The organism is Paenibacillus sp. 10L310, assembly GCF_056395745.1.
Genome location: NZ_JBFTKC010000009.1, coordinates 182,048 through 194,399, shown reverse-complemented (window position 1 = coordinate 194,399; position 12,352 = coordinate 182,048). Strand labels below are relative to the sequence as shown.

The 12,352-nt window shown below is 43.2% G+C and carries 8 protein-coding genes; 5 read left to right on the top strand and 3 right to left on the bottom strand.

Going from position 1 to position 12,352, the window contains the following annotated elements:
• Window positions 1–25: 25 nt before the first annotated feature.
• Window positions 26–1,465: a cardiolipin synthase gene (gene cls, locus AC1DE7_RS19725; protein ID WP_477535020.1), complete on the top strand. Its 1,440-nt coding sequence runs from the start codon at window positions 26–28 to the stop codon at window positions 1,463–1,465.
• Between the two features lie 164 nt (window positions 1,466–1,629).
• Here the strand turns inward: cls and AC1DE7_RS19720 are convergent, their stop codons facing one another.
• From AC1DE7_RS19720 to AC1DE7_RS19710, 3 genes are read right to left on the bottom strand one after another with little or no spacing between them, the layout of a single operon-like run.
• On the bottom strand, window positions 1,630–2,751 hold the full coding sequence (locus AC1DE7_RS19720) for a Ger(x)C family spore germination protein (protein ID WP_339287023.1): 1,122 nt from the start codon (window positions 2,749–2,751) through the stop codon (window positions 1,630–1,632).
• The gene (locus AC1DE7_RS19715) at window positions 2,748–3,836 is read right to left on the bottom strand and encodes a GerAB/ArcD/ProY family transporter (protein WP_339287025.1); all 1,089 of its coding nucleotides are present in this window, start codon (window positions 3,834–3,836) and stop codon (window positions 2,748–2,750) included. Before AC1DE7_RS19715 ends, AC1DE7_RS19720 begins: the two co-directional genes overlap by 4 nt.
• Window positions 3,829–5,292 (bottom strand): spore germination protein, encoded by a 1,464-nt coding sequence (locus tag AC1DE7_RS19710; protein ID WP_477535019.1) that lies wholly within the window; start codon window positions 5,290–5,292, stop codon window positions 3,829–3,831. Before AC1DE7_RS19710 ends, AC1DE7_RS19715 begins: the two co-directional genes overlap by 8 nt.
• A 232-nt stretch (window positions 5,293–5,524) precedes the next feature.
• On the opposite strand from AC1DE7_RS19710, the gene AC1DE7_RS19705 reads away from it, so the two are divergent.
• From AC1DE7_RS19705 to AC1DE7_RS19690, 4 genes are all read left to right on the top strand, one after another.
• Window positions 5,525–7,825, top strand: coding sequence for a copper amine oxidase N-terminal domain-containing protein (locus AC1DE7_RS19705; protein ID WP_477535018.1), 2,301 nt, complete (start codon window positions 5,525–5,527; stop codon window positions 7,823–7,825).
• Between the two features lie 117 nt (window positions 7,826–7,942).
• Entirely contained in the window at window positions 7,943–10,228 is a 2,286-nt protein-coding gene (locus AC1DE7_RS19700) for a preprotein translocase subunit SecA (RefSeq protein ID WP_477535017.1), read from the top strand.
• 276 nt (window positions 10,229–10,504) lie between these two features.
• Entirely contained in the window at window positions 10,505–11,452 is a 948-nt protein-coding gene (locus tag AC1DE7_RS19695; RefSeq protein ID WP_036615554.1) for an ABC transporter permease, read from the top strand.
• A gap of 13 nt (window positions 11,453–11,465) precedes the next feature.
• A complete protein-coding gene (locus AC1DE7_RS19690; RefSeq protein ID WP_036615551.1) occupies window positions 11,466–12,335 on the top strand; it encodes a carbohydrate ABC transporter permease in 870 nt (289 codons plus the stop codon).
• Window positions 12,336–12,352: the final 17 nt, after the last annotated feature.

Genomic DNA, 12,352 nt, shown 5'->3' with positions numbered 1-12,352 from the left:
AATGGAAGGCAGGAGATATAGCAGTATGGTCACGCTGATACTTTCGCTCGTTATGATTATAAACATATTACTCTCAGCGGTATTTTTGTTTTTTGAAAGGAGAGACATTGGTTATACTTGGGCCTGGCTCATGATATTTTACTTCATTCCTATTTTAGGTTTTATCGTTTATCTCTTTCTGGGACGTAACCTCAAAAAGAAAAATTTCTACGGACTTTCAGCTGAAGAGAGAAACTCCCTAAAGTTAATTGTCGAGAACCAGTTAGTGACATTGAAGGAGCAACGTAAGGAAAACAACCCCCTGCTCATGAAATATGCTGACCTGATTCAATTGAATCTGACTTCATCCAATGCAATCCTAACCAATGACAATGAGATATTCATCTTCGATGATGGACAAGAGAAATTTGATTCTTTATTTGCTGATATCAAGGAAGCCAAGAAAGAGATTAACATCCAATATTACATTATTCAACCGGATTCCTTAGGGAAGAAATTACGAGATGAATTAACTATAAAAGCTAAAGAAGGCGTAAAAGTGCGAGTTCTCTATGACGAAATTGGTTCAAAGAAACTTTCATTGAAGTTTTTCAGAGAACTGATCTCTGCCGGTGGAGAAGTAGAGGTCTTTTTCCCGTCACTGATTAGGCCATTAAATTTCCGTATGAATAATCGAAATCATCGAAAACTTTGTATTATTGATGGGGAGATTGCTTATATTGGCGGATTTAATCTGGGAAATGAGTATCTAGGCATGGATAAAAAGTTTGGATACTGGCGTGATACACATTTTAAAATGCACGGAGATGCCGTTAATCATATTCAAGGCAGGTTTATTTTGGATTGGAAACACGCCAGCAAATCCCATCAAGTAAGTTACGAACAATTCTCCTTCAACACAGCAAGGCTTGATGGTTCAAGTCCAGTTCAGATTGTGTCTAGTGGTCCTAACTCACAGGTGGAACACCTGAAGAATATGTACATCAAGCTTATAGTAAATGCCAAAAAGAGTGTGTATATTCAAACGCCTTACTTTATTCCTGACAGCACTTTTATGGATGCATGTAAAATCGCACTGCTATCCGGGGTGGATCTGCGCATTATGATTCCCAATAAGCCCGATCACCCGTTTGTATATTGGGCGACTTGGGCGTATGCTGGTGAATTATTGGACTATGGAGCCAAGATTCTGTTATATGATAATGGATTCTTACACGCAAAGACCATTGTAGTAGACGAAGAAGTCGCTTCAGTAGGGACGATGAATATTGATTCCCGGAGCTTTAGGTTGAATTTTGAGGTGAATGCAATTGTATATGACGAGCGAGTTGCGAAACAACTTCAAGAATTGTTTCATCAAGATAGCCAGTTAAGTACAGAACTTACTTCTGATCGTTATAGAAATAGGTCCCTTATTATCAAATTTAAAGAAGGAATATCACGTCTTCTTTCACCTATTTTATAGCTCAGCTTCACTGCCGAAGTTATACTCAACCAGGCACGATAAAACTTTCCACTGAAGTGCTTCTTAACGACTAGAGGTATTAGCAAATCCTTCTTTTTAAGTCAACAGTCAAAAGCTCTCTTCCAAATGGAAGAGAGCTTTCCCAATTGCACGACAGCATGTTATTAATTTAAAACGCCGCTGCCGACTATTGTAACCTTTACTTCCGGGTGAAAACGAACTTGGGCATATTCTTTATTCCAGTTTAGGCTTTTCCATAAGTCCGGGTAATGGGCAATTAAATGTCTGCCAATACCGAAGGAATCACAACCACTTTGCTGAAGTGTCTTGATAATTTGTTCTGCGTCCTGAGTCATGTCATCGGATAACTTGCGGTTCAGACGTTCAATTGTGTCTTTTTCCTGAAGATGATTCATTGCATACTCAACGATCGTTACTGGAAGTTCGATACGGAGGTTCACATCAATTTGGCTATCACTTGCCACCTTTACCGCAAGTTTGCGCTTAATTTGTGCGATATTTGCTTCATAAGTGACATAGTTCCGCGGGTTGTTGGAAGGCCCTGGGTGGACCTTTTTAACAAAACGCGCTGTTTTATTCCATTCCCCACTCATAATAATGTATAGAGGAGCCTGTTCGGTCGTAAGACTCCCATTGAATCTTTGCCCATGAAACAGGGCGATTCCCCGAGCATCAATCTCCTCTCCATCCTTATATAGATAAGGCAGTGTAAAATCCTGTCCCGGATCCAGCATGGGAGGGAGAAGGGTCTCTAACGTCATTTCCGGAAAAATACATAATTCCTCCAGACTCTTAATTTTTTTCGTAATAAAATCACCAATCAATATGCTGCCAACTTTTTTTTGGTGTAACAGATCTCCGGCATCGCCATCCACAATCGCAATTTTCACATGTGAGGTTGGGTAATCGGGTTCCCGATATAAGACGTCCAGGTAAGGGTAGATATCATTTTGTGCGAGTTTGTTGCCGTATAAGATCATCCCATATTTGAAAAACCGGATATCACCAGTCACTTTAGCGCGAATTCTATCTGTACTTTGACGGACGGATCTCCCGGTGCCTGAGTGGACTTCATTACCGCTACTCCCTTGTTGACTCTCAGAATCATCGACAATTTCAAGCGTCTGTTTAATTTCACCCTCTGAGGTGATGTCAAACGCCGAAGCATTAGCAAGTCTTGCATCTTTTAAACTATCCTGATCCCAACATCCCGTTATCACCATGAGCAGGGTCAGCAGGATGAGGATTTTCCCCCGTTTACTCATATCATCTTCTCTTTTCGTTTCATTATATAAGATAGAACCAACAGGAGCAGAGGCAGGATCATGAGAAAAAAGTATGCCGATCTGTTGGCTATCGTACTAATTAACTCAAGTTTTTCCTTCTGTTGTGGCAGATACGCAATTATGCAAGAAGCAAGAACCACATAAGGCACCGCTTTTTTATGGTGTTTTTGTTTGAAGAGATAACTTATACCATAGGAGGCCGTATAGTAATAGCCACATATGGCCCCGAAAATTGAAATTAACCAGATAGGGAGGAACAGAAAATCGGCCCGATCCATTGTTCCGAGTGGGATAGAGCGGAGCAGATATATGACTGGTTCAGGCATCAAGTCAAGTTGCTGGGGGCTGAACGCCGTCGAACAAATGAACACGGTGAATGCATACAACAACACGACTACAGCACTTGCTAAAGCAACAGACTTGAGTTTGCCACCGCTGCTACCTTCAACCATAGGAAACACAACGAGAAAAAACTCGAATCCGAACATAGCCATTAATGTTTCCGTTGATCCACTAATGATATTGGGCCATCCTGCTTCGGTTAAAGGCAAAAGATATAACAGATTAACTTCCTTGAGTCCATAACTGATCAATACCATCATGGGCAAGACCAAAAAGGAGATGAGTACAAGTACTCGCGCAATGATTCGTAATTTTTGCCGAACCAAATAGATACTGCTGAACAAGAAGAGGGCTAATATAGCCCACCGAGGCGTATCCTGCAGCATCCAGCGGTTAATCACACCGTAGGCGTTCACCAGAACAGAAGTACCCATTAACAGGAAATATCCAACGTAGGAAATGATCAGCAACTTGCCAATCCATTTACCCGTAATCAGCGTTACAATGTCATAAATGGATGAACTCGGGAATCTTCGCATCAAAAGCCAGCACAACAGTATGACAAGTTGGATCAGGAACCCTCCAAGAAAAACAGAAATCCATCCACCGCCTTTAGAGATAAGGTGTATACGGTAAGGGAGGGACAGAATATCTACACCGATCTCAAATTTCAAAATGAGCAAGAATAATTGTCCCCGAGTGATTGTTGTTTCCTTATTCACGTTTTTTCCAACTCCTAGAGAACTTCTGCTGATTCAGCCGCTGCGGGCGGGCATCATGAGGACGCCCGCGAAGCGCCCAGATGGGAAATCGAATCCATACATCCTTCATGTCAGCTAATCTGAAAGGGGCTACTGGAGCAAAATAAGGCGATCCGAAGTTTTCCATCTTACAGAGGTGAATGGTTAGAATCACCAGACCAAATGCGATGCCGATATATCCAAAAAGCGCCGCTCCAATCATCATTGGAAAGCGGAGAATACGGACTGCCGAACTCATCTCATGCGAAGGCACCAAAAACGACGAGATAGCTGTTAGTGAAACCACAATAATCATTGTATAGGATACAAGCCCCGCACGAACGATAGCATCTCCGATAACCAAACCGCCAACGATGCCGATGGTCTGGCCCACTCGGCTGGGAAGTCGGACCCCGGCTTCTCTTAATACTTCAAAGATCAGTTCAAGCAACATTGCCTCTACAAGTGCAGGAAAGGGGATGTTCTGCAATGATTTCTTGATTGTGTGTGCCAGTTCGATCGGTAAAATAGCAGAGTGAAAAGAGATGGTTGCAATATAAACAGCAGGTAATGTAAAAGCAATGACAAAACTCATCATGCGAATTAACCGTAAAAAGGAACTGACAATCCAGCGACCATGGTAATCATCCGGACTTTGATAAAAAGCAAAAAACGTAACTGGAGCGATAAGAGCTGAAGGACTTCCTTCCGCAAGTATGGCCACACGTCCTTCCATCAAGTTGGCAATAACCCGGTCAGGTCTTTCTGTATTGAGCTGCTGGGGAAACAGAGAGAAGGGATTATCCTCCATAAACTCTTCAATAAAACCTGGAGCGAGCACCATATCTGAAGATATGGACGTGATTCGCTCTTTTACTTCGTTCACTAACTCCGGATTGGCCAAGTCCTGAAGATATACAACTGCAATTTTGGTATGTGTCTTCTCGCCGACGTTAAAATATCGAACGATTAAGGATGGACTAATAATTTGTCTACGGATCAGATTCAAATTAACCGAAAGCTGCTCTACGAATCCATTGTGCGGCCCTCGAATAACGCCTTCATTCTCCGGTTCGGTTGTGCTTCGGACATACATTTTCTCGGTAGAGAGAATGTAAAACTCCGGGTACCCATCGATTATGTAAAGACATTTCCCTTGAATAAGTGAATCTATTCCACGTTGCAGATCCGTATCTTTTCGACTTTCTAAAGTGGTGAACGATGGGTAGATTTCCGAATGAGCTTGGCCATTCAATGCTGTTAAGACATGTGTTTGAATGATCTCCTGATCTACAAGTGAATCGATATAGAAAAGCATACTCTGTACACCATTGAGCAGAAGCTGTTGTTGTTTCAAATCGTCTGTACAGTAGAGGGACTGTTCCACATAAGAAATATTCATTTTTAATTCAGAGAAAGCCTGATTGGTTGGGGTCATTGATCCACCTCTTTATAAAATGCGACATGGATTATCTTGTGCAAAATCAAGACTATTATGCAATAGGCGCTTCTTATTCAAAGAACTTATAATCAAACATTGAAAAAATAGTTGCACAAAAATCCATAATTTACAATTCAATTAGAAACTTTTTCCTAAATCTAGCGTCTAATATTATGACTTTTTGAGGGGTTATACATTACTAGAGAGTAGAAGGAGCCAAAGACAACACATGAATATGAAGAAGAAATTATCCATTTTTACCGCTTTAGCCGTTTTTCAAGCATTTGCAGTCGGTTCTGTGAGTGCGCAATCAGCACCGCAAGGTGACACCGCGTCAGTAAACACAGCCAATGTAGAATCAGTTGAGGTGTTACAGCAAGAGCAGCCGATTGCAGAGCGTGAAGTGAAGACGGAGAGCAATAACAAATCTATCAATACTCCGCCCACTGAAACCAAGGACACTCAAACCTCAACCGGCACTGAGGCAACACCTAAAACAGACAGCGAGAAACCTGCATTGGATGGGGAAGAGTCGACTACAAACGAAACGGATGCAAAACCTGTAGTTCAAGAGGAAACCCCTGAGAAGGTTGAAACGCCAGCTACGCCTGCTCAGATAGAGCAACCATCCGTTGATGGGACGTCTCCTGCAGTAGCAGGTGGAAATCTGACGTTGTACATGAATAGCAACAAAATGGAGCAGGATGGAAAAACGTATCTTGCTGGACAGCCAATGGCTGTAAAAAACGGTGTATCCTATGTTGCAATCCGTGCGCTGGTTGACCGTGTGGGATATGGCGTCAAATATGATAACAAAACCAAGGAAACCATCATTATTAGTGGTGAAGATGAACTCCGATTCAAAACGAACAGCAAGGACTATACGGTAAATGGAGAGACCAGAACGATGAAAGGCCCTGCTTATCAGCAAAAAAGTACATTCATGGTGCCGTTAACTTCCATTACTCAAGCTCTGAACATCACCTATAAAGTGAATCAGTCGGCTAAAACGGTTGTGTTGAATCTTAATACAAAACCTGTTGCAAGCTTTACCATTTCCCAAAAGGAAATTTTTGCGGGTGATCAAGTAGACTACGTGACTTCTTCCAGTTCACCTAATGGAATGGATATCGTTGACGAACGCTGGACTGGTCGCCAGGATTCATTTGATCAAGCAGGTACATATACGATTTCATATCAAGTACAGGATTCCAATGGTCAATGGAGCGATCCCTATTCAACTACGATTGAAGTTTTGGCTCCTAATCTTCCTCCTGTAGCCATGTTCGCCACGGATAAAGAAGAGTATAAAATGGGCGAAAAAATAACATACACAGACCAAAGTACAGATGATGAAAATAATATTGTTAAAGCGGCGTGGGAGAACAATTCACTTGCGTTCTTTGAACCGGGGCCAAAAACGGTGACTCTTACGGTAACTGACAATCACGGTGCTACGAACACGTACTCCAAAGTCATCACCATAACGAATGAGACCTTATATTCATTTACCGATTTTAATTTACTCTTCACGCCGGTAGGACAGAAATTCACCTTTAACGGCGGCGAAGTGACTACGATGGAGAAAGTGCCTTATACGTACATGGATGAGCCAAGTTTGCTGATCCGCAGTAACAGTCCGGAAACTGTGAATACGGAAGGCATTGTATATAAAGAATCATCTTTGGGGCAGACCCGTTTCATGATTCACCACGTGAACAATACAGGCAAAAGAGTAAAAATGTATGTGATTGCAACCAATAACAATCCAAATCCAGCCGTATTTGAACAACAGAATATGGGCTTTGCCGGACCTACACCGTATGCTACCGTAGCTGGGAAATTGTCTATTGATAAATGGTTCAAGTCGATTCAGACTGGAGCGGATCAAAAGAAAGAGTACCTTCAACCTGGGGAAAGCAAACTGATTTTGACAGAACTTAATAAAACGCCGATGAAAGAAGGACAAGTAATCTCCCTCTATTCGGACGCTTATAGTGATTATTCCTTAGACTATAACGTTATCCTGGTGGAAGAAAATAAAGATCCTTTCGAGGCTTTGTCATTGCTACCTGTGCTTGATCGTGATGGAGTGCACAACCGTGGTACGTACCCGAATGCGACTCGTATTATAAAGTACGATGAGCACGTGGGAATCAAACCTGCCCGTCTGCCACTTGGTGACAATTCAAGCGATCCCAATCTGGTAGGAACAGATCCAATGGCATACACAGACGCATCCAATGCGGGTAATTTCGGCGTATTGTACAAAATCACGCTGACCAATGTTGCACCGCGTACACTTATCTCCTTTAACCCTCGTGGAGGGAAGTACTCCGGAGTAGCTCTGGTGAACAATCAGTTGGTATCGATTGCCGATGGTAACGTTGCGGTTGCCAATTCAAGTGAACAAAGCGTGCTTTACCGCACCGGTTCAACTGGAGAGAGCGTAACCATTCTATTCTCTGCCGCACCAGGAAGCAACCTGCCGGTCAATCTGCTCTTCACACCACTCCCATCGGAGAAGTAATGTAGGTTTCTCTTATAACGAATAGTTTGAGTGGCACGTTAATCATCGACAGAAAAGACTCCATATGGAGTCTTTTCTTTTCACAACTTATTTCTACTATGGAGGAATCAGAATCCGATGAATGTAGTCGTCAAGTTGATACGTGAATTCAAAGAGCGCGATACCCGGCGTTTGTTGAAAGATTATCGAGACAGAGTGGAGCTTATAAGGAAACGGAATTTGGAAACTTGGGACGATCAGCACCTGCAAGCGGAATCTCTTCGGCTGCAAGAAGAAGCAAGATCAGGCAAGCCTTTGGATGATCTGCTTGTTGATGCTTATGCTCTAGTTTGCGAGGTTGCGAAGAGAACACTCGGATTACAGCCTTATGATGTCCAGATTATGGCTGCTATCGCTTTGCACGAAAGATTTTTGATCGAGCAGCATACCGGTGAAGGAAAAACACTCTCTGCTGTTATGCCTGTTTATCTCAACGCTTTGACAGGCAAAGGCGTTCATGTGCTTACTTTTAACGACTACTTGGCAAATCGAGATGCAGCGTGGATGGGACCGATCTATCGCTTCCTCGGGTTAACGGTAAGCTCGGTTCAAGCGGGCATGAGCCTGTTCGAGAAACGGGAAGCTTACGCCAAGGACATAACCTATGTTACAGCTAAAGAAGCAGGGTTCGATTATTTGCGCGACACAATCGCATTTAATGAGGCTGATACCGTGCATCGTCCTTTCCATTACGTCATCGTTGACGAAGCAGATTCATTGCTTCTTGATGAAGCACGAGTGCCGTTAGTCATTAGTGGCGATTCGAGTGCTTCCAAAAGTGATGGCGTTCTTTTCGCAGAAGTGGCCCGGCAGCTGCAGCCAGGAGAGCATTACGATTTTGACGAGTTCCAGCGGAACGTTTACTTGAATGAAGCGGGTGCTGCAAAAGCAGAGTTGCTGCTGGGTTGTGGCAATTTGTACGATAGCCATAACAGCCATTGGTTAACGTCATTGAATTGTGCGCTACATGTGGAATCATTATTAAAAAAAGACGTCGATTACATCGTCCGGGACGGTGTAATTGAGCTAATCGAAGAACACACCGGCCGTGTGGCCGAGAACAGATATTTGCCGGACGGGCTGCAAGCTGCGCTGGTGGCCAAAGAAGGGTTACAGTGGAAGGCCGGCGGGAGAATTCTCGGCACGATCACCATTCAGCACTTTATTAGCCTGTATTCGGGAATTTGCGGAATGACGGCTACGGCGCATGCTTCAGCAATGGAATTTGAGGATATCTATGCGTTGCAAGTCGTGCAAATACCGCCAAACCAGCCAAACATACGGATTGACCACAAACACCGAATTTACACCCATAAAGAAGCCAAATATAAGGCGCTTGTACAAGAAATCTCTTCCGTCCACAGGATGGGACGCCCCATTCTTATTGGTACGTCAAGCGTCGAGGAATCTGATATGCTGGCGGAGGCGCTTGCCACTGCTGGCGTACCTTGCCAGGTTCTGAATGCCAAAAACGATGCAAAAGAAGCCGAAATCATCGCTAAAGCGGGAGAAATAGGCGCGGTAACGGTATCTACGAATATGGCAGGGCGCGGCGTCGACATTCGTCTCGGTGGCGGTAATCCCGCACAGGCAGAAGTGGTTGCCAAACAGGGCGGATTATACGTGATAGGTACATATGTGAACGAAAGCATGCGGATTGACGACCAGTTGCGCGGACGTTGCGGCCGCCAAGGTGACCCTGGGTCTTCCGTATTTTATATTAGCCTGGAGGACGAGTTGATGCTTCGCTTTGGCATTCATAAACTGTTTCGCGCTCCAAATCAGGACGAGGTTCTTGATGATCCGGCGCTCCACAGCAAAATCGAGCATATCCAGCACGTTATTATAGGTCAAAACTTCGATATTCAGCGGGAATTGAACTGTTATTCGGATATGGTGGAGGATCAGAGGCGAATTCTATATGAAGAACGGTTCGGAATTTTGAAAGCTGAGAGACTGATGAGTCCATCGGAGCGGCGTGTACGGCTTTTTTATATCGACGAGTTCTGGGCTGACCATCTGGCATTTGTTTCTTACATTCGTGAAAGCATTCATCTCGAGAGCATTACCAGTCGTAACCCAATCGACGAGTTTCATACGCAAATCACCCAAGCATTCGAGCAAATTCCAGCTAAAATAGATCATGAGTCGGCAAATATGCTTAGAAAACTTGGAGGTTCGAATGATCCCGAGAAATGGGAACAGTTCGGTCTGAAGAGTCCTATTTCGACTCGAACCTATATGATCAACGATCAATACAGCCAAGATAAGCGCAGCTCATGGACCGGAACGACGGTATTTGCTTTTTGGGGCAGTAAGATTTTGAAGCTATTACTGAAGCCAGTATATAGGATGTCAAAATAGTGATGGGAGCGTGACGATCGATGAACAATAATTGTTGAATTCGATTATGAAACTGAGATTTTTTGGGGAGAAGTATAAATACGGCATTTGAAAGTCGCTATTATAGCGGCTTTTTTTTATTTTAGTAGAACAGTTCTTGTCTCACCTGCCGGGATTAGCTGTTGGAACGAGCCAGGCACACTTCCTTAAAATCTTATAAGAAATTCTTGATATTTCAGAAATTTATCCGATAGGTGGGTGCTATTATACAAATACAAACAAAGACGAGGTGATGAAATGCAAGCAAAGTTGGCAGCGGACGCCATTCCCATCTCCAAAAAGCGAAAGACATGGATAAGGACGATACAAAAGCACAAAGTGATGTATGCTCTCTTATTACCAGCTTTAATTTACTTTGCGGTATTCAAATACATTCCTATGGCGGGAATTATGATTGCTTTTAAAAACTACAACCTGGCTTTGGGACTATGGGATAGCCCATGGGTGGGATTCAAAAATTTTACCGATTTTATGAACGGCGTTTATTTCTGGGACATCATGAAAAATACGATCGTCATATCGCTGTATAAGCTATTGTTTGGTTTCTCCGCGCCCATCGTGCTTGCTTTACTCCTCAATGAAGTGTATAGCCAATGGTTTAAGAAAATCGTACAGACGATCACTTATTTACCTCATTTTCTATCATGGGTCATTGTGTATGGAATTATGGTAGCATTACTAGCCCCAGGCGATGGTCTCTTTAACATGATTTTGAAGGATTTAGGTGTTGAACCCATCTCGTTTCTAACGGAACCTGCCTGGGGCAGAATGCTGATCATCTTATCTGAAGTATGGAAGGATATTGGATGGGGGGCGATTTTGTACCTTGCCGCCTTGGCAGGAATCGATCCAAGCTTGTATGAAGCGGCTCGAATGGATGGTGCATCCAAATGGAGACAGCTCTGGCATATCACGTTACCCGGTATTCGAGGAGTCATTATTCTGATGCTGATTCTTAAATTAAGCCATATCCTGGATGCGGGTTTTGACCAAATATTCATGTTTGCCAACACCTTTAACCAGGAGAAGATCGATATTATCGACACATGGGTATACCGCGAAGGGTTGGAACGTCTTAAGATTGGCTTGGCTACGGCTGTAGGATTGTTTAAAGCTGTCATCGGATTTGCTTTAGTGTTGGCAGCGAATAAGCTCGCCAAAAAATTCGATGGGCAAATCTGGTGAGGTGGTCTTTAGAATGATCCATATGACAATCGGGGAAAAAGTCTGGCAAACCGTCGTTTATGTAGTTCTTATTATATTATCCCTACTGTGCGTGCTACCCTTTCTATATGTGGTTGCTGTCTCCGTAACACCAGAATCGGAAGTATTAAGAAGAGGGATTGTGATTATACCAGAGTCCTTTACCTTTCTGGCCTATAAAGAAGTATTCATTTCTCATGGGATCTGGCAGGCGTATAAAATTACGTTATTTCGAACGATTGTAGGGACTGCGTTAAATGTGTTTTTTACGGTAATCGCGGCCTACCCGTTATCCAAAAAATATTTGCCCGGAAGAAGTCCGTTTTTACTCTTCATTGTGTTTACCATGATGTTCAGTGGGGGATTAATTCCGACTTATTTACTAATCCGCTCTCTGGGATTGTTAAACAGTCCTTGGGTATTGATTATTCCAAATCTCATTAGTGCATTTAATCTGGTGATCATCAAAGGTTTTTTTGAACAATTACCTGGTGAAATTGAGGAATCAGCGAGGGTAGACGGTGCCAGTGAACTTCAGACGTTATGGCGGATCATTTTACCCCTGTCCTTACCCGTCCTGTCCACCATTTCCTTATTTTACGCAGTCGGGCATTGGAACAGTTATTTTGATGCTATTGTATATATCAATGATTCCAACTACATGCCACTTCAAGTGATTTTGCGCAACATTCTGCTTAACGTTGCAACTCAAAGCGCTGATTCGCTCGCCAATTCCGGGGCTGTCAGTACGTTCGCTGTGCAGATGGCTACAGTAGTTGTAACTACAGTCCCGATATTGATCGTTTATCCATTTTTGCAAAAGCATTTTACCAAAGGTGTACTCCTGGGATCCGTTAAAGGATAAAAGGTGTTCCAACCTAA

Bases quoted from the DNA above. Each gene is read 5' to 3' on its own strand.
- AC1DE7_RS19705 (WP_477535018.1), top strand. From the start codon at position 5,525: ATGAATATGAAGAAGAAATTATCCATTTTTACCGCTTTAGCCGTTTTT.
- AC1DE7_RS19695 (WP_036615554.1), top strand. From the start codon at position 10,505: ATGCAAGCAAAGTTGGCAGCGGACGCCATTCCCATCTCCAAAAAGCGA.
- cls (WP_477535020.1), top strand. From the start codon at position 26: ATGGTCACGCTGATACTTTCGCTCGTTATGATTATAAACATATTACTC.
- AC1DE7_RS19690 (WP_036615551.1), top strand. From the start codon at position 11,466: ATGATCCATATGACAATCGGGGAAAAAGTCTGGCAAACCGTCGTTTAT.
- AC1DE7_RS19720 (WP_339287023.1), bottom strand. From the start codon at position 2,751: ATGAGTAAACGGGGGAAAATCCTCATCCTGCTGACCCTGCTCATGGTG.
- AC1DE7_RS19710 (WP_477535019.1), bottom strand. From the start codon at position 5,292: ATGACCCCAACCAATCAGGCTTTCTCTGAATTAAAAATGAATATTTCT.
- AC1DE7_RS19700 (WP_477535017.1), top strand. From the start codon at position 7,943: ATGAATGTAGTCGTCAAGTTGATACGTGAATTCAAAGAGCGCGATACC.